Annotated in this window: 16 protein-coding genes; 8 read left to right on the top strand and 8 right to left on the bottom strand. The window is 52.7% G+C overall.

Translation table 11 applies throughout. The features are described from left to right. Window positions 1–34: 34 nt before the first annotated feature. Entirely contained in the window at window positions 35–562 is a 528-nt protein-coding gene (locus BM040_RS14075; protein ID WP_092102637.1) for a GNAT family N-acetyltransferase, read from the bottom strand. A gap of 140 nt (window positions 563–702) precedes the next feature. Then, on the bottom strand, window positions 703–1692 hold the full coding sequence (locus BM040_RS14080; protein WP_092102640.1) for an aspartate-semialdehyde dehydrogenase: 990 nt from the start codon (window positions 1690–1692) through the stop codon (window positions 703–705). Window positions 1693–2059: 367 nt separating this feature from the next. Between BM040_RS14080 and BM040_RS14085 the strand changes: the two genes are divergently transcribed. Next, the gene (locus BM040_RS14085; protein ID WP_092102644.1) at window positions 2060–4786 is read left to right on the top strand and encodes a lamin tail domain-containing protein; all 2727 of its coding nucleotides are present in this window, start codon (window positions 2060–2062) and stop codon (window positions 4784–4786) included. A gap of 665 nt (window positions 4787–5451) precedes the next feature. Here BM040_RS14085 and BM040_RS14095 read toward each other — a convergent pair. Continuing rightward, the gene (locus BM040_RS14095; RefSeq protein WP_092102933.1) at window positions 5452–5871 is read right to left on the bottom strand and encodes a nucleoside-diphosphate kinase; all 420 of its coding nucleotides are present in this window, start codon (window positions 5869–5871) and stop codon (window positions 5452–5454) included. A gap of 222 nt (window positions 5872–6093) precedes the next feature. On the opposite strand from BM040_RS14095, the gene BM040_RS14100 reads away from it, so the two are divergent. From BM040_RS14100 to BM040_RS14110, 3 genes are read left to right on the top strand one after another with little or no spacing between them, the layout of a single operon-like run. After that, entirely contained in the window at window positions 6094–7116 is a 1023-nt protein-coding gene (locus BM040_RS14100; RefSeq protein WP_092102650.1) for a DHH family phosphoesterase, read from the top strand. A 25-nt stretch (window positions 7117–7141) separates the two neighbouring features. Beyond that, complete coding sequence (locus BM040_RS14105) at window positions 7142–8119, top strand: FKBP-type peptidyl-prolyl cis-trans isomerase (RefSeq protein ID WP_092102653.1); 978 nt, start codon at window positions 7142–7144, stop codon at window positions 8117–8119. Between the two features lie 9 nt (window positions 8120–8128). Further along, window positions 8129–8638 (top strand): FKBP-type peptidyl-prolyl cis-trans isomerase, encoded by a 510-nt coding sequence (locus tag BM040_RS14110; protein ID WP_092102656.1) that lies wholly within the window; start codon window positions 8129–8131, stop codon window positions 8636–8638. Window positions 8639–9329: 691 nt separating this feature from the next. Here BM040_RS14110 and recO read toward each other — a convergent pair. The 4 genes from recO to BM040_RS14130 form a co-directional block, all read right to left on the bottom strand. Beyond that, the gene (recO, locus tag BM040_RS14115) at window positions 9330–10043 is read right to left on the bottom strand and encodes a DNA repair protein RecO (RefSeq protein ID WP_092102658.1); all 714 of its coding nucleotides are present in this window, start codon (window positions 10041–10043) and stop codon (window positions 9330–9332) included. After that, the gene (gene porZ, locus BM040_RS14120) at window positions 10044–12362 is read right to left on the bottom strand and encodes a type IX secretion system anionic LPS delivery protein PorZ (protein WP_139217813.1); all 2319 of its coding nucleotides are present in this window, start codon (window positions 12360–12362) and stop codon (window positions 10044–10046) included. Between the two features lie 200 nt (window positions 12363–12562). Next, a complete protein-coding gene (locus tag BM040_RS14125) occupies window positions 12563–13156 on the bottom strand; it encodes a thymidine kinase (protein WP_092102664.1) in 594 nt (197 codons plus the stop codon). Window positions 13157–13306: 150 nt separating this feature from the next. Further along, window positions 13307–13630, bottom strand: coding sequence for a 2Fe-2S iron-sulfur cluster-binding protein (locus BM040_RS14130; protein WP_092102667.1), 324 nt, complete (start codon window positions 13628–13630; stop codon window positions 13307–13309). A gap of 33 nt (window positions 13631–13663) precedes the next feature. Between BM040_RS14130 and BM040_RS14135 the strand changes: the two genes are divergently transcribed. The 4 genes from BM040_RS14135 (at window position 13664) to BM040_RS14150 (ending at window position 17434) form a co-directional block, all read left to right on the top strand. Beyond that, window positions 13664–14788, top strand: coding sequence for a hypothetical protein (locus BM040_RS14135; RefSeq protein WP_092102670.1), 1125 nt, complete (start codon window positions 13664–13666; stop codon window positions 14786–14788). A gap of 314 nt (window positions 14789–15102) precedes the next feature. Further along, the gene (locus tag BM040_RS14140) at window positions 15103–15489 is read left to right on the top strand and encodes a hypothetical protein (RefSeq protein WP_092102674.1); all 387 of its coding nucleotides are present in this window, start codon (window positions 15103–15105) and stop codon (window positions 15487–15489) included. A gap of 332 nt (window positions 15490–15821) precedes the next feature. Further along, on the top strand, window positions 15822–16301 hold the full coding sequence (locus BM040_RS14145) for a hypothetical protein (protein WP_092102677.1): 480 nt from the start codon (window positions 15822–15824) through the stop codon (window positions 16299–16301). Window positions 16302–16474: 173 nt separating this feature from the next. Beyond that, window positions 16475–17434: an AAA family ATPase gene (locus tag BM040_RS14150; protein WP_092102680.1), complete on the top strand. Its 960-nt coding sequence runs from the start codon at window positions 16475–16477 to the stop codon at window positions 17432–17434. 135 nt (window positions 17435–17569) lie between these two features. Here BM040_RS14150 and BM040_RS22095 read toward each other — a convergent pair whose 3' ends face one another. After that, a complete protein-coding gene (locus tag BM040_RS22095) occupies window positions 17570–17692 on the bottom strand; it encodes a hypothetical protein (RefSeq protein WP_262502459.1) in 123 nt (40 codons plus the stop codon). Window positions 17693–18006: the final 314 nt, after the last annotated feature.

The following is an 18006-nucleotide window of genomic DNA, read 5'->3' on the forward strand; positions in this document are numbered from 1 at the left end:
GTCCCCATCCATTAGCAAATATTTTTAATCGCCCTTACCTATCCTTCAACTCTAGCTTCATCATGATGTCGGTTTGCTCGTCATCGCCTAGTTTGAAGATGTGCTTGTCGAAGGCAACGAAGCCGTTCTTTTTATAAAAACGGATGGCTCTGAGGTTTTCTTCCCAGACGCCCAGCCAGACATAGTCAGCCTTTGCCTGCCTTGCCACTTGCAGAGCCTTGTCGTAGAGCAGCTGCCCGACACGTTTGCCGTGGTATGCCTTCAGCACATAAATCCGCTCAATCTCAACGGCTTTGTCGTCTTGCAGCTCTGTCTGCGACTCGCCAAAATTCAGCTTTAAGTACCCGATGACAGAATTACCGAGCATCGCAAAATAGAACGCTGAACCTGGGTTGCGGAGCTCGGCAGCCAGTTTTTCCAAGGAAAGCTCCTCTTCCAAGTACTTCGCCATGTTCTCCTCTGTATTGTTTGCCGAAAACGTTTCAGAAAAGGTTTGCCTGCTGATAGCCTGCAGTTGGGTAAGGTCGTTGAGGGTCGCCTCTACTATACTTATGTTATCCATACTTTTAGAAACTTTCTTGAACGAAAATGGGGACCCGGAAGTCCCCATCAGTTCGCTCTCGGACCAGGAAGTCCGGAAGAGCAATTATAGTTTTAAACTATTCTTTTGTCCTTTGTCAAAAAGTCTTTTGTCAACCAAACTTACACCAGTTCGTGCTTCACCAGGTACTCGGCAATCTGCACGGCATTTGTCGCAGCGCCTTTGCGCAGGTTATCCGCCACAATCCACATGTTCACGGTGCGCGGCTGTGTTTCGTCGAGGCGTACGCGCCCTACGAGTACTTCGTCTTTGCCGTGTGCGTCTTTTGGCATTGGGTAAACAAGGTTCTTCACATCGTCTACTATCTTCACGCCTTCGGTCTGGTTCAGGATGCGGTATACTTCGTCCAGCGTAAAGTCCTTCTCAAACTCCACGTTCACCGACTCGGAGTGGCCGCCCATTACCGGGATGCGCACCGCTGTGGCTGTCACGCGGATAGAGTCGTCGCCCATGATTTTCTTCGTTTCCAGGATCATCTTCATCTCCTCTTTGGTATAGCCGTTGTCCTGGAACACATCGATGTGCGGCAGCACGTTCAAATCAATCGGGTAAGGGTAGGCCTTCTCGCCTTCCTTGCCGGCGCGTTCGTTCATCAGTTGCTCCACCGCCTTCACGCCCGTACCGGTTACCGACTGGTAGGTGCTCACCACAATGCGCTTGGCTTTTAGCTCTTCGTGCAACTTGTTCAGGGCCACCACCATCTGAATGGTCGAGCAGTTCGGGTTGGCTATAATCTTATCTTCTTTCGTCAGCTCTTTGGCGTTAATCTCGGGCACCACCAGCTTTTTGGTCGGGTCCATGCGCCAGGCTGAGGAGTTGTCCACCACCACGGTGCCTACTTCGGCAAATTTCGGGGCCCACTCGGTAGAGGTGCTGCCGCCTGCAGAGAAAATGGCAATGTGCGGAGCAGCCGCAATCGCGTCCTGCATCCCGATAACCTTTATCTGTTTACCCTTAAACTCCATCTGTTTACCAACAGACCTCTCAGAAGCAACCAACATCAACTCTGTTACCGGGAAGTCACGCTCCGCCAGTACTTTCAAAATCTCGCCGCCTACCAATCCGGTGGCGCCTACTACTGCTACTTTCATTGTTTAGGGTATATAATTAATGGTTTAATTTTTTGATTGTTAAATGGTTGGATTGTTGATTGTTTAGTGCATGAATTCACTCCTTCACTTCTTCAGAGGTGATTCTTTAACTCCTAAACACTCTAACTCCCCAACTCTCTAACTTCTCCAGCCGCCTCCCGTAATAGTTCTAAAATTTAGAAAGCGGCTGCGTTATCACTTGACTCACAGTGTTTTCAAAGCCTGTGAGCGTTTTTAAACTTTGGGCGTGTCCTTTCGCTTACGCGAGCAGGCCGGGCTTTCGCCTCTACTCCTCGCTCACGCTGCGGGGTGCCGGCTCTATCCCTCACGCAATCGCAATTTCGGAAGTTTTCAGCACAATTCAGGCATGAAACAAACTTTACCACAATCGTTTGCGCAGAAAATTAACTCCTTAATCGCAGCTTTTGCAAGCAAAAGCTTCCGCTACGCATCTATTTCCAGCAGGAAATTCCTACGCCATACTTACCTGGAAAGTATAAAGCCAGCATATAAGTCGGACTTGGCAGGTGTTTTTATACTTCTGCTGCTCCCGTTTTTGGCCGCCGCCCAGCTGCAGGAAACCTTCTCCGACGGCAATTTCACCCACAACCCTACCTGGAGCGGCGATGCAGGCAGTTTTACCATCAACCCACAAAACCAGCTACAGTCCGCCGGGCCGGCGGTAACCGGCACCATCCTGCAGCTCACCACGCCCTCGCAGGCGGCCGTGGGCACCACATGGGAATTCTGGGCCAACCTGCGGCTGGCCACCTCCGCCAGCAATTACACCGATGTGTACCTGATTTCCGATAAGCAGGACCTGAAAGCCCCTGACGTGAACGGCTACTTTGTGCGCATCGGCAACACCGCCGACGAGGTGAGCCTCTACCGCAAAGACGCCGGCAAGGCCGCGGTCATGCTCATCAACGGCCAGGACAAAACCGTGGCCACCAGCAACAATGTGGTGCGTGTGCGGGTAACCCGAAGTATACATCATGAATGGGAGCTAAGCATAGACGTTAGCGGCACCGGCCAAAGCTACATGAGCCAGGGCACCGCCACCGATGCCACGCATAAGCGCTCCTTATACTTTGGGGTGCTGCTGCGCTATACTTCGGCCAACAGCCAGCGCTTTTATTTCGACGATTTCAGTATCACCGACACGCAGCCGCCGGTGCTGGAAGAGCTACAAACGGTAAATCCGCAGGAACTTATACTTCGCTTCAATGAGCCGCTGCAGCCAGAGCAGGCGCAACGTATCACGAACTATACCTTAAATGGAAGTATAAACCCCATCGTGGCGGAGTTCACCGGGGAAGCCACCGTGCGCCTGGTGTTCGGGCAAAGCTTCAGCACGGGCACCAACGAGCTGCGTATTAACAACCTGCAGGACCTCTACGGCAACAGCCTCGCGACGCCCATACTTTCCAGCTTCAGCTTTATTCCTCCGGCCGTGCTGCCTGGCTACAACGAGCTGCTCATTACCGAAATCATGGCTGATGAAAATCCTGCCGTTGGCCTGCCGGCCCAAGAGTATATCGAGCTGTACAACCCCACCAGCAAGGTGCTGCGGCTGCAGGGCATCCGCTATTCCGATGCTACCTCCACGGCCATACTTCCGGATGTGCAGCTGTTGCCCAAAGAGTATGCGGTAGTCGTGCCCAACAGCCAGGTGCAGCAGTTTAGCCAGTTCGGCAAAGTAATCGGCATCAGCAATTTCCCGAGCCTGAACAACTCCGGCGAGCTATTGCAACTGCGCCAACCCAATGGCAGTCTGATATATGCTGTGAACTATGCCGACACCTGGTACAAAGACAACGCCAAGCGCGAAGGCGGCTGGAGCCTGGAAATGATAGACGTCACCAACCCCTGCGCCGGCATCGAGAACTGGACAGCCTCCACGGACCCACGCGGCGGCACGCCGGCACAGCCTAACGCCGCGGCTACCTTCAACCCCGACAACACGCCGCCTATACTTCTTGATGCCATCACCACCTCGCCAGACAGGGTTATACTTCGCTTCAACGAGCGCCTCGACAGCACACAAGCGGCAAGTATAACCCACTACAGCATCAGCCCAAGTATAAACATAGCCAGTGTGCAGGTGCAAGGCCCGCTGTTCACTGAGGTTATACTTATACTTGCATCCCCGCTGCAGGAGCGGCAGCTCTATACCCTTACCGCCCAAAGTATAACCGATTGCGCAGGCAACCGCAGTCAGCCCTTAACCGCTACGTTTGCCCTGCCTTCAGCCCCTGCCCCCGGTGATGTGGTCATCAACGAGATTCTCTTCAACCCACGGCCCGGCGGCGTAGATTTCGTGGAGCTGGTAAACCGCAGCGACAAGTACATCAACCTGAAGGGCTGGCAACTGGCCAACGTCAGCAACGACTCGGTCAGCAACCTCCGAAGTATAACCGCCGCCCCTTACGTGCTGGCGCCGGGGCAATACGTAGTACTCACCTCCAACCCTGAGAACATCACAGCCAACTATCCCGCCTCCCGTGAGGAAACCCTTTTGCGCATGAGCAGCCTGCCCAGCTACCCCGACGATGCCGGCACCGTGGTGGTGGTGCAATCTGATGGCAAAGTGGCAGATAGGTTCAGCTATGAGGAACGGATGCACTTTGAACTGCTGGATGATGTGAATGGCATTTCGCTGGAGCGGGTGCGGCTGGAGGGACCGAGCACAGCCAGCAACTTCCACTCGGCGGCTACTACAGTTTTTGCCACGCCAGGATATAAGAATTCGCAATCGCAGGTGGGGGTGCAGGCACAGCGGGTGTTCGAAATCTCGCCCAAGGTTTTCTCCCCGGACGGCGACGGCTACGAAGATTTTGCCACCATCAATTACCGCACCGACAAAACCGGTTTGGTGGCCAACATCACCGTCTTTGATGCCCAAGGCCGTGAGATACGTAAGCTAGTGCGCAACGAGTTGCTGGAGGCAAACGGCTTTTTCCGCTGGGACGGCCTGCGCGAGGACGGTGCTAAGGCCAACATCGGCTATTATATCTTCTACATCGAACTGTTTGGGCTAAACGGGGAGAAGAGCGAGTTTAGGGAGAAAGTAGTGGTTGGAGGAAGATTTTAAGGTGATAACCTTAAGCTGGCGCAAGCGCCCGTTTGTGCCTTTAGTGGTGATTCTCCTCGCTGGCGCGGGTTTGCAACCCGTGCCTTTCTATTTTCTCGGATTTGCAATCCGAGTGGCTTGGAAAGCCATACTTTATACTTCGGCTATGCTAGCTGATTTATACTTTCGCTGGCGCGAGCTTGTAGCTCGTGCCTTTTTATACTTTGAGTTATTCTTTCATAGCCGCCGCTTCCCGCAACCTGAACCAAGCTATTCTTGCTAGCAGCCGTTCTTCCTCTAGCCCCACGAACCCATTGTTGCACTTCATACTTTGGTGCCCTCCCAGGCCGGGAGGCCTCGCCTTCGGGCATCGCGCGGTGTGCCTGAAGCTGCCTCCGCTCTGCTCCGGCTGCCGCATACGCGGCACCGCAACATGCACAAGGCGCTCAACCCAAAGGCTGGGAACAAGTTCGATAGCCACATCCTTAGCTATGCAACAAGTATAAACTGTCCCCTTGAGGGGCCATAGGGGTGTTAATCGTTAACAGAAATTCCCCGCCTTAGACAAGGAGGGGCTAGGGGTGGTTGGAACCAACGTTGCATACACCCCAAGCCTACCGAACGAAAAAAGCCCACCAGGCATGACACCTGGCGGGCTTTTAATCAATAAGTATACTTTAAAAAGCTTAGAAGCGCTCGTCGGCAGCGAAGAAGAAGTCGCCTTCAATCTGCGCGTTCTCGTCAGAGTCGGAGCCGTGGATGGCGTTTGCCTCGATAGACTTGGCATATACCTTACGGATAGTACCTTCCTCCGCCTGGGCAGGGTTAGTGGCGCCGATCAGCTTGCGGAAATCCTCCACTGCGTTGTCCTTCTCCAGGATCATCGCCACGATAGGGCCAGAAGACATATACTTAACCAGGTCGCCGTAGAACGGACGCTCCTTGTGCACCTCATAAAACTTGCCTGCGCGCTCCTCAGACAGCTTTGTCTTTTTCATCGCCACAATACGGAAGCCGCCTTCCTCGATCATTTTGGTAATGCCGCCAATATGGTTTTCTGCTACCGCATCAGGCTTAATCATGGTGAATGTGATGTTTCCGGCCATGTTCTCTTTTACTTTATCGTTTAAAATCTCTACTTTTAGCCTGCAAAAATAGTGGATTTTGGCCAATATTGGTATACTTTTCCGCTATCTTTCATTCATGCGCCGCCTTGTGCCGTGGCCGTGCTGCGGCACAGGCAACCACACCTACTGTTGCGTAAGACATAATTTATTCGGAAATTCGCGCCTTATATCCTTATCAGTCAGAGGATTTATACTTACCCTATGCATGATATTAATGCTCTGAAAGAGCTTCTGAAAGAGCCTAAAGAGGTGCTAATCACCACACACCACAAGCCCGATGCGGATGCATTAGGCTCTTCGCTAGGCCTGGCTGGCTATCTTAAAAAGAAAGGACACCACGTTACCGTTATCACCCCGTCTGACTATCCCAACTTCCTGAACTGGATGCACGGCAACAGTGAGGTGATAGTATATTCTGAGCACAACGACGCGCTGGTGCAGCGCCTTATCCAGGAGTCTCAGATGATTTTCTGTCTGGATTTCAACACCCTCTCGCGCATTAACGAGATGGGCGAGTACATCCGGCAAGCCTCAGGCACGAAGGTGCTGGTAGACCACCACCTGCAGCCGGAGAACTTTGCAGACCTGAGCTTCTCCAACACAAGCGCCGCCGCCACCGCCGAAATTGTGTATGACATGATAAAGGCTATGGGCGACGCCGACCTGATTGACACAGAGATTGGCGAGTGCCTCTATGCCGGCATCATGACCGACACGGGCTCTTTCCGCCACCCCAGTACCTCCAAAAACGTGCACCTGATCATAGCAGACCTGCTGCAGATCGGGGTCGAGACCTCTAAAATCCACCGCCTGATTTATGACAGCTCCTCGGAGTTGCGCCTGCGCTTCCTGGGGTATGCCCTGAAAGAAAAGCTGGTGGTGCTGCCTGAGTATAGAACGGCTTACTTTGCCATCACAGCAGACGAGCTGAAGGCCTATGACTCCAAAACCGGTGATACAGAGGGCCTTGTAAACTACGCACTCTCTATCGAAGGCATCGTTTTTGCAGCGCTCATCATCGACCGCACGCAGGCGGTGAAGATGTCGTTTCGCTCGGTGGGCGATTTCTCGGTGAATGATTTTGCCCGGGAGCACTTTAACGGGGGCGGCCACAAAAACGCAGCTGGCGGCATGTCCATAGACACGCTGGAGAATACCGTAGCCAGGTTCGAGAGCCTGCTGCCGCTTTACAAAGATCAGTTGCAGCACGCCACAGACAAATAAAAAACCTTAATCCATACTATACTAGATGCTATCTAAAACCAAATTCATGCTGCCGGTTCTGGCCGGAGCACTCCTGTTGCAGAGCTGCAACAAAGACAACAACGAGTTTCATACCACGGCCGATGGCCTGGAGTATAGAATTTACGAGCAAACCGGCAAAGGCAAGTATAAAGAAAGAGGCGAGATCTCAGCCGCAGACTCCCTGGGCGCCAAAGAAGGGCAGTTTATCGCTCTCCACTGGCAGATCCTGAACGCTGATGACTCTGTTTTTGTAGACACCCGCAACAACCCGCCCCACCTGCCGATGGTTATCCCGTTCATGCAGCCCATGATGAAGGGCGGCCTGGAGGATGCCGTGATGATGCTGGCCGCCGGCGACAGCGGCGTGTTCAGAATGAACGCCGACACCGTGTTTACGCAACTTTTCAGAAGCCCGCTTCCGGAGCACATCAAGCCGGGAACCGACGTGACCTTCCGCATCAAGAACGAGCGCATCATGAACCGCGCCGAGGCCGACACTTACCAGCAGGAGCTGATGCAGCGCTACATGGAGGAGTCTAAGGTGCGTGCCGAGAAGCAGATAAAAGTAGACGACGAGAAGATACAGCAGTACATCAAGGATCAGAAGCTTGGTGAGGCTCAGAAAACGGAGTCTGGCGTGTACTACATCGTAACTGAGCAGGGCAAAGGCGAGAAGCCAGCCGCCGGCGATATTGTAGCTGTGCACTACAAAGGCACCCGCCTGGATGGCAAGCAGTTCGACTCTTCTTACGACAACCCAATGTCTGGTGGTGAGCCTATCCGTTTCCCGATTGGCCAGCAGCAGGTAATCAAAGGGTGGGACGATGCCATTCCGCAACTGAACAAAGGTTCCAAGGCCATCCTGCTGATCCCGTCGCCGCTGGCTTACGGTGAGCAGGCTCCAAGCCCGGACATCCCTGCCAACAGCATCCTGCGCTTCGACGTGGAGTTGGTTGACATTCAGAAACAAGCAAACCAGTAAGTCTAACTTATGATTTCAGCATTAAAAGGCAACAGGAGCCGCCTGCTACAGGCGCTTCTGGTGCTTTTCGTAATACTTGGCTTTGCCGCCTGCAAAAAGGACGACAACACGCCACAGCGCGAGAAAGACGACAAGAAGCTTCAGGAGTACTTCAAAGCCAACGGCATTGACCCTGCCACCTTGGTAAAGCGTAACTCAGGTTTATACTACCAGCTGCTGCAGGAGGGAACCGGCGACAAGATTTTCCCTGGCGACAAGGTATCCGTGCACTACACGGGCACTTTCCTAGATGGCGAAAAGTTCGACTCCAGCCACGATAGAAACGAGCCCCTCGTGTTCACAATTGGCTATGGCGAAGTTATAGCCGGATGGGATGAAGGCCTGACACTGATGCGTGTGGGCGAAAAAGCTAAGCTATTTGTGCCTTCTCATTTAGGATATGGTCCAAGAGGCAGAGGTACTGTTCCGGGCAACACACCTCTCATTTTTGAGGTAGAAGTGCTAGAGGTTCTGCCGTAAGTATACTTGAACAACAGCAACTGAAAAGCCGCCGGGGTCTATACTCCCCGGCGGCTTTTTTTATACTTCCGAATTCACAATTTATACTTCAGGAGGATGGTTATACTTCAGCATTTATACTTTCACTCCTCCGCTTTCCATACTTTTATACTTTATAACCGAGGTAACGATTAACCCACCCCTAACCCCTCCCAGGAGGGGAATTTCAAAAGTAGAATTCGATTCTCCTGCCAGTAACAGGGCATTTTATACTTTTCTTTTGTCATCCTGAAAGGATCTTGGTAGCAAGTTGCAGAGGCTTAGCCTCCCTTCTACCAGGTTTCTTCACAGAATGACAAGTGATTTTAAACTCTTTGTGGGTAGAATGAAAAGCGCCCCTTATTGATTAGGCTGATATGACTTGCCCACAAGATCCTTTCAGGATGACAGGTTAATGTATATTAAATCCGCCTTTTCATCTCCGCTCGCTGTACTTTATAACTCAAGTTACGGTTTGCTACTACGATAAAAGTGCAAACCCACCCCTAACCCCTCCCAAGAGGGGATTAATTACCTAAAAAAATTCCCCTCCTTGGAGGGGCAGGGGTGGGTTAATCGCAAGGTTGGGTTTTATATTTAAACGCCTTTTGTCCTTTGTCCAAAATTCTTTTGTCCTGATGCGTTATACGTTTGTCCTGATGCGCTACACCCCCTACTCCGCCAGCACTTCCGAAAGTATGGCCAGGGAGTTGATTTCGCCGAGCCGGTCCACGTGCAGCTGGTAGTAGCGGATGAGGATGTCGAGCAGCTCGCGGCGGACGCGGCCGTTGGGAATGGAGGTATGGTCGGGCTCCTGCAGCAGCTCGTCGAAATACTTTTCGTGCACCTGCACGGCCATTACGGTAGGCGCTGAAGTGGCCGCCTGCGCATTGGGCGAAAACACGACCTGCTCCACAATTTCCGTTCCCGAGCTTGGTCCGAAACCCAAATGGTAGCTCAGCTGCAGCAGAAACACGAGGTGGAAGTTCTCAAACCCGCTCTCCATCTCGTCAAACGTGGTGATGGCCGTGTAGAGAAAATGGAACAGCGGCAGGTTCTCCTCCTCCTCCTTCACCGTGCGCGCCACCACTTCTGACAGGAACAGCACGATGCTGCTCTTGCGGATATCGAACGGAATGGACACAAAGGAATAGGAGGTTCTGTACTCGGAAATGCGCGACAGGCCGCCCCGGTGCGAAGTATAGACCACCATCTCCAGCAGCGTGAACGGCTGAAACAAGGCCACGCGGGAGCCATTGCCCTTCTTGCGCACGCCATTCACCACGTAAGACTGCACGCCCAGCGCCTCAGTATAGATTTTGGTGATGATGGACGTCTCCCTATACTTGATGTTGCTGAGAACGATCCCCCTTGTCTTGACTAACATTTACTCCAGTACGGCTATTTTACTTATACAGGTTTGCTCGCCATTGCTGCCCAGAACCAGGTATACCCCGGCCTTCACGCGGTTTCCGTTGTAGTCGCGGGCGTTCCAGGCGAAGGTGCCGCCTGTAGCTTTGCCTTTATACACCAGCGTGCCCGCCACATCGGTAATACGCACGTCGGCATTGTTTGGCAAGCCCGAGACGCCTACTTCTCCGGTAAAATCCGGACGGACCGGGTTGGGGAACACCATGGCGCAATCGGGTTTTCCTTCGGTCAGGGTGGCGTTGGAGCGGAAAGAGGCCACGCCGGCATCGGTGGCCACAAACACCTCCCCCGATTGGTGCTCCACTCCTACGGCGTATACTTTGTCAGAGGGCAGTGGGCTGTTTTGGGTGGTGAAGTGGTGAAGCTGCGCATCGCCATCGGGACTGAACAGCCAGAGGCCGTTATCGGTGCCAACCCATTTGCGGTTGGCACCGTCCACGGCGATACTTCTGACGATTTGCCCATCCAGCAGCGGGCGACCGTCTATAATAGGTATGCGCGCATCGTAGCGACCGGACTCAAAAACCAAGGCGGTGTTGTAGAAAATGCCGATGCCGCTGACCGTGCCCACCCAGATGTCGCCGTTGAAGTCTTTGGCCATGCTATACACCGCGCCGCTTGGCAGGCCACCATTCCCCTCGCCCACGCCCAGCGTTCGGGTACGGTACTGCTGCTCGTCGAACACCACCAGGCCACTGCGGCTATTGCCCCTCCTGGCAATGGAGAGCCACTTCTGCCCATAGTCGTCGAGCACAAGAGCGGTCAGGTTACTGGCATCAGCCAGGTTGTTTAACGTATAGGATTGCCAGCTACCGTCGGGACTGAGCCGGTGCAGGCCGGGCGCACCGGATTGCTGACTCGGGTTCACTACCCACACGTTTCCCTCGTAATCCACGGCCACATCGGTGACGCGCACCTGGTCTGTGCCAGCTGTCGGCAGCAGCGGGCTGTTTGCCTGGTTATAAAGTATGGCTTTCTCCGGTCCCTCCCACTCTATCAGGCCGCTGCCGTAGCTGGCCAGGTAGAGTTTGTTAGTGGTAAGGTTGAGCATCACGCTGGCCAGGTCCTGACCGGTTACAAAAGAAGGCTGCGGGTAAAGCGCGCGGTTAAAGCTCTGCCACGCACCGTTGCTGTAAGTATAAAAGCCGTTCCAGTTTTGGAGTGGCTCATAACTTTCGGTATAGCCGCCGCTCACCACGTATACCTTGCCGCCATACGTATAAATCCGGAAGCCATCGCTGGCGTAGGGGCCACCGGGCGCAAAGGCTGCAGCTTCAGAACTGCTAAGGTTCAGCTTGACTAAACCCTTTGCTTGGTCGGCCAGCCACACTTCGCCGCCTGCGGTTGCCACTGCCTCCTGTGGCTGCGGTGCTAAAGTATGATGCAACGTATAAACCTGCCCGCTAGCATCCAGCACCTTCACTCCTTCCGCAGAAACGATACTTAGGTAAGCCTCTGAGGCATTTATACTTTTAACCTCAGTCCCGGAAGCCAGCGTGGTTGCGCTCCAGTTGCCGCCGCCGCTCCAAGTATAAACACCGCTCGTGGTACCCGCATACAGTTTTCCCTGGAAAGCCACTAAACCTGTAATAGCCGCATTCTCAGGCAAGCCGCTACTCTCGTTTCGCCAGCTCCGGAAATCCTGCAGGTTGGTGCCCGAAAGGGGCGCGGAAAGAACACCCAGGCTGGTAGCCAGGTAAATCTTATCTCCAAGTATGGCGACGTCAGTGGCGTTTATACTTTCGCCGTTAGGGCCCAGGCTGCTGTAGGTTTCCTTTACCTCGCGCTTTTCCAGGTCCAGCACCACCACCCCGAAGCTCGTGGCCAGGTAAGCCAGCTGGTTAAAAGTATAAATGCGGTTGATTTTCTTCTCGCCGGCAATACTCTTACGGAAGATGTCGGTGATGGCGTGGAGGCGGTTGCCTTGCAGCAAGTCTACCTTGGTGTTGTGGTAGGCGATAACAAGCGTGCTGGCGCCCGTGCTGAAGGCAATGTCGCTGATTTGCTGCTCGCTCAGGCCATCTACTTTCGAGATGGTTTCGGTGGTATTGAACTCGGTGTCGTAGTAAAAAAGCCCACGCTCAGCAGCCAGGTATACTTTGTCGCCAGCCACGGCCACGGCTTTGCCCTGGTGGTAAGGCACATGCACCTGCCAGCCTCCAATTGGCACCTGGCTCTGCGCCTGCGCCATACTGCACCACCACGCCATCAGCAGGCATTGCAAAGTATAAGCAAGTATGAATTTCCGGGTAGTGGGCATCTCGACAAGGGACAAAAGACTCTGTGAACCTAAGCTACGCGTGTTTCTATCCGCCAAGCAACTCTCCCTACCGCGAGTTTTCAACTCGTGGTACCCTACATAAGCAGGCTTTCAGCCTGCGTGATACAAGGCCATACTTTCGCCAGTTGAAAACTCGCGGCAGGTATTTAGCACTGGGCAATACCGGCATGTATACTTACGGAACTATCAATCAGTTATTTCTTCTGCTTCATGCCCTCTGTAAAACAGTGGCGGCAGCGGGCCTCGTAAGAGTCGGTTTCGCCCAGCAGCACCTGTTTCTCGTCGGCCACGTTACGGAACGAATAATTGGCAATGTCGCCGCACTGCACGCACACGGCGTGTACTTTGGTAACATACTCCGCCACCGCCATCAGGGCCGGCATCGGGCCAAACGGCTTGCCCAGGTAATCCATATCCAGGCCGGCGGCAATGACGCGCACCCCGCTGTTGGCCAGCTTCACGCATACTTCGGCCAGGCCGTCGTCGAAGAACTGCGCCTCGTCTATGCCCACCACATCGCAGCTACCGCCCAGCAGCAGCATATCCTGGGCAAAGTCAATGGGTGTGGAGCGGATGGCGTTGGCGTCATGCGACACCACATCCTCCTCATGGTAACGCTTGTCTATGGAAGGCTTAAAAATCTCGATCTTCTGCTTGGCAATCTTGGCGCGGTTCAACCTCCTGATCAGTTCCTCCGTCTTACCCGAGAACATCGACCCGCAGATCACCTCAATCCAACCCTTTCTGTTAACATGGCTTTTGTTGCCTACGCGCGGTTCAATAAACATGCGTTAATATGCTGGTATGGTAATTTTTGAATGAGTGATGGAGCAAATGAGTGAATCAGTATTTCCAGGATATGATGCGCAGGATTGAAACTCTATAACTCTCAAACTCTATAACTCTCAAACTCTATAACTTTCTAATTCCTAAACTTTCTAACTGCTATACTTCATGTGCGGCAGCTTTGTCTGCTCCGGCACCTTCCCGGTAATTTCGCCGCCTGTCAAAGTACACTGGCAGGTTAATCGTTCGTTATCCTTTAGGCGGCCTCTGTCGCGGTAGCGGATTTCGGCAGCCGTAAGCGGCCCAGTATGCTCCATTCCCTGCAAAACAATGATGCGGCAGGTAGTGCAGCGGCCCTTTGCCCCGCAAGCGTGCATCCAGTCGGTGCCGGCAGCCTGAAGCGCCTTCAGCAGCGTTTGCCCTTCGGTCACCGTTACCTCCAGGTTCGCCAGGTTTTGCACCTTTAACTTCGGCATAATTTTATAACTTTACAGGAGAAAGCGACAGCAATGGAAGACAAATATAATCAATTACACCTGGAACGGTACAGCAAAGAGCTGGCAAATCTGCTCTGCGACCGTCATTTTGCATCTCACGATACCCTGAACGGTCCTCAACTGATTAGTTTTACGCCCATCAAGCAGGTAAACCTGTTTGTAATAAAGGAGTTACTGCTGAAGTGGCACCACGAGATGGCCAACCTGCGCAGCCCGTACTTCGATTATGAGCACGAGGAGGTGAAAGAGGCCCTGGTGAACTTCATGAACGTGCTCTCGCGCAAGATCCTGATGAAGCGCGACGCCTTTGAGCCGCTGCTGCAAAAGGCCATCTACGACACCTTTCTGGTAGTGCTGGCACCGGTGGCTACCTTCGAGGAGAAGTTTTTGCGCATACAGGAGGAGATTACCCTGCCCAAGCTGCAGGAGAACCTGAAGTATATCGATATTGACAAGGGCCTTTTTGCAGGTTTTGTAGATACGCTCTCGCCAAGCAGCCGCGACCGCGAGTACATCCTGAGCCGCTTTAAGCTCTATGTAAACGCCAATCAGGGACTGCGCACGCCACTGCACCAATTGGTGGAGCAGTTCGACGCATTGCTGCCTGTTACCGAGGCCGAGATAAAGGAGCAGGCACAGCCAAAGTCCGCGCCATCGTTCCTGGACAGGCCTGCAGCCACTGCCAAGCCAGCCCCTGCTGCCCCGGTGCAGGAGAAGGACGTGGTAGCCCCGATACATACGGCCCAACGCGAGGCAGCTGCCCCTGTGGCACGCCCTGCCATGTATAAAGAGGAAGACGACGAGTTAGAAGAGGTAGCAGCCAACGTGCGCCCGACCCTGAACGATAACTTCCGCAAAGCCGCCGCTCCGTCGTCGCTGGCCACCGCGCACAGCAACCGCAAGATAGACTCGCTGAAGAACTCAATCTCCATCAACCAGCGCTTCAGCTTCATCAACGAGCTCTTCGACGGCGATAACCTGACGTACTACCAGACCATCCAAACATTGGACAATTTCACGGATGCGGACTCGGCGATGCAGTACATTACCGGCACCCTGGCCAGCAAGTATGACTGGAGCAGGAAGCAGGAACACGTGGCCAAGCTAATGAAGCTGGTTGAAAGAAAGTTTGCCTGATAAACGCCGGCATGAAGCTTAAAAGAGGAGCCGCTACTGGGTAGCGGCTCCTCTTTTTTATGGCTTTTTTATCCGGTTTGGCCGGCATTATCATACTTCCGGGCGGCGCTGTACTGATATTTTAGGCAACATGGCTAAATGTACAGTCGTAGGCATTGCAAATAAAGGCACGAAGTACTAATTATGCACTTTGCATTGCGCCAGGCTTCTGGAATTGCACTGAACTGCCTGATGGGAGCGGCAAAAAGTTTACCACGACCTGACACAAAGACTGTTTTAACCCGTAACAACTAAAAAGCAACCTGATTATCACCATGAGAGACGATTTTGACTACGAGGACGATTTCGCCTACAACGATTTCGACGATGAGGAGGAGGATGACTTCGGAATGACGTTTGAGGAGGATTTGTACCTGATGATACGGGAAAAACTCCGCGACACCATTCAGGAGTACAAGGGACAATACCCGGCTCTGAAAAAACTGGAGAGCGCCGTGAGCTCGTTTAAGGTGAACGCCAAAAATACGGACGACTCTAAATTCTACCCGCTGGCGGCCAAGCTTCTGAGCGAGCACATCAAGCCCCTAACGGAGGACTCGGAAGAGATCCAGGAAATCTACGACAACATGCAAACCGATATTTCTCGCTTCAAAAACCAGCGCGCGCATGGGTATGAGGGTGAGTTTTACCTGACAGATTAATCTGTTTACGAAAATATGCAGGGCAGCCTGAGCCGGATGGAACGGTTCAGGCTGCTTTTTTATTATATATAGATATATCTACTCACCTGACATTCTATATATATACTTCTACTAGCCAGCCACTTATATAAATCCTTTTGCTAATTATCCGTATAATAGTGCAAAATAAAGCATTGAGAAAATAATAAATTATATATTTGTGGCATTATATTGATGCAACCCTTTACAGGTTTTAGGAATCTTAAAGATACCGAACCGTAAAAATGAAAGCTGTGATACATTCATTATTTCGCTCCTTATTTACCATTAACAAACTTAATACTCCGGCCCGAATGGCGACAACGAAGCTACTAACTGGAGAGCAGTACCTTATTCAGACTGTGGATAAGCGCATAGCCCTCACAACTCACCGACTGATTCAGCGGCAGCACCCGCTGTCGTGGCGCAGCAGCAAAGCTGTTATGCTGGAGGACATTGCAGCCTGGGAAGTAAAACCCACAGGCTCGCAGGTGTACCTTGGCCTTAGCGTGCTCACAGCCTTGCTGGTATACTTTAACGAGTCCTTTTTCCTGCTTAGCGGCTTCTTCATCTCCCTCTTCTTCATGACACGCAGCCAAAAGGTGCATGTGCTAACCACACAGGGCCACAGCATGGTGCTGCCGCTTGATGTAGAGCAAAAACATATAAACAGCCTGATTGAGATGGTAAAGCAGGCACAGCAAAACCGCCTTAAAAAACTGGGTATTCAGAAACCTGTATACAACAAAACCAAGGCAGTGGCAGCTGTAGAAGGCGCCATGGCAGCTGCCTGACGTTCCCAACCATACATGCGAAAGCACAAAAAAGGCAGCCTGAGAGCTGCCCTTTTTGTTTTAGCCCTGCAGGCAATAATCTGGAACCACATCCGTATTATCGCTATATTTAGGCGCTAAACCGTCTATATTTCAGACAGGCGTCGGAGCTTTTACATACATATCCGGATAACGTGAACGCATATCAACTAAAAATAAAGCAGGTTTTCAGCGAGGTGGGCAAGGTGGTGGTCGGCCAGTCGTACATGGTAAACCGCCTGCTGATTGGCCTGTTTACCGGGGGCCACATCCTGCTGGAGGGCGTGCCCGGTCTGGCCAAAACACTTACCATCAACTCGCTCTCCAAGGCACTGCACCTCGATTTCCAGCGCATACAGTTCACCCCAGACCTGCTGCCCTCCGACCTGATAGGCACGATGATCTATAACCAGAACGCCTCGGTGTTTGAGGTAAAGAAAGGCCCTATCTTCGCCAACCTTATACTTGCCGATGAGGTGAACCGCTCTCCGGCCAAGGTGCAGTCGGCGCTGCTGGAGGCCATGCAGGAGAAGCAGGTTACCATCGGCGAAACCACTTACAAGCTGGACCTGCCTTTTCTGGTGCTGGCTACCCAGAACCCGGTGGAGCACGAGGGTACTTACCCGCTGCCCGAGGCACAGGTAGACCGCTTTATGATGAAAGTATACATCGACTACCCCAAGAAGGAGGACGAGCTGGAAATCATGCGCCGCATGGCCAACATGAGCTTTACCGGCTCGGTAGCCAAGGTACTTTCCAGAGAGGACGTGTTTGCCATCCGCAACGAGATTAACAATGTACAGATCTCCGAGACGCTGGAGAAGTATATTATCGAGCTGGTGTTTGCCTCCCGCCGCCCGTTGGAGTATGACCTGGTAGAGTTCGCGCCCTACATCCAGTTCGGGGTGTCGCCGCGGGCAAGTATAGCCCTTAACCGCGCCGCCAAAGCCGTGGCCTACTTCGACGACCGTGACTACGTGCTGCCCGAGGACATCAAAGAAGTGGCCTACGACGTGATGAACCACCGCCTTATACTTAACTACGAGGCCGAGGCCGACGGCATCCGCACCAAAGACTTTATCGAATCTATCCTTCGGAAGGTACCTATCAGCTAAAGCCTTCTAAACGTTATAGAGTATACCCACGTACCAGAAACTCCCGCTACACATGGCTGTAGCGGGAGTTTTTGACTTTGTTTCTGAGAAACTATGTGGAAAGGTCTTTTAAAACTATACTTCCTAAGGAGGCTTTTAGGCGGCGGGCGCGGTGACAGCGGTGGCAGAGGAGGTGGCTGTGGTTGCCTTGGCTTTGTCGTGCTGCTGGTTATACTTGCCGTAGTCTTCCTGCTCTTCCGCTCCTAAGCAACAGGCCACAGCAAGTATAAAAATAGACCCGCCCTGCTGGCGGGTCTATTGGCGCAGTGTGGGAGACTAAGCCACACCACTCTTGATGGCGCAGTAGATCTCACCCATCATGCGCAATCAGTTTCTTTGTTAAGGCAGGATTCATGCAACAAAACTATCCCGGCAATATTAGCTGTAGATTATTGCAGCATTACTGTTTTGTTAAAATCCACCCGACAGTCGTTTCCTGCCTCTGCAAGAGCGATTCATCTCCCCTACTCTGGCCAAAACCTGACCATATAGCAATAAGACTCTATACTTCAGTGCCTTACATCCAAACATTA

It is taken from the genome of Pontibacter chinhatensis (genome assembly GCF_900113285.1).
Classification (GTDB): domain Bacteria; phylum Bacteroidota; class Bacteroidia; order Cytophagales; family Hymenobacteraceae; genus Pontibacter; species Pontibacter chinhatensis.

Coding starts and splice junctions, on each gene's coding strand:
- BM040_RS14110 (WP_092102656.1), top strand. CDS start 8,129: ATGATTTCAGCATTAAAAGGCAACAGGAGCCGCCTGCTACAGGCGCTT.
- BM040_RS14095 (WP_092102933.1), bottom strand. CDS start 5,871: ATGGCCGGAAACATCACATTCACCATGATTAAGCCTGATGCGGTAGCA.
- BM040_RS14125 (WP_092102664.1), bottom strand. CDS start 13,156: ATGTTTATTGAACCGCGCGTAGGCAACAAAAGCCATGTTAACAGAAAG.
- BM040_RS14140 (WP_092102674.1), top strand. CDS start 15,103: ATGAGAGACGATTTTGACTACGAGGACGATTTCGCCTACAACGATTTC.
- BM040_RS14075 (WP_092102637.1), bottom strand. CDS start 562: ATGGATAACATAAGTATAGTAGAGGCGACCCTCAACGACCTTACCCAA.
- BM040_RS14100 (WP_092102650.1), top strand. CDS start 6,094: ATGCATGATATTAATGCTCTGAAAGAGCTTCTGAAAGAGCCTAAAGAG.
- BM040_RS14130 (WP_092102667.1), bottom strand. CDS start 13,630: ATGCCGAAGTTAAAGGTGCAAAACCTGGCGAACCTGGAGGTAACGGTG.
- BM040_RS14145 (WP_092102677.1), top strand. CDS start 15,822: ATGGCGACAACGAAGCTACTAACTGGAGAGCAGTACCTTATTCAGACT.
- BM040_RS14105 (WP_092102653.1), top strand. CDS start 7,142: ATGCTATCTAAAACCAAATTCATGCTGCCGGTTCTGGCCGGAGCACTC.
- BM040_RS14135 (WP_092102670.1), top strand. CDS start 13,664: ATGGAAGACAAATATAATCAATTACACCTGGAACGGTACAGCAAAGAG.
- recO (WP_092102658.1), bottom strand. CDS start 10,043: ATGTTAGTCAAGACAAGGGGGATCGTTCTCAGCAACATCAAGTATAGG.
- BM040_RS14085 (WP_092102644.1), top strand. CDS start 2,060: ATGAAACAAACTTTACCACAATCGTTTGCGCAGAAAATTAACTCCTTA.
- BM040_RS14080 (WP_092102640.1), bottom strand. CDS start 1,692: ATGAAAGTAGCAGTAGTAGGCGCCACCGGATTGGTAGGCGGCGAGATT.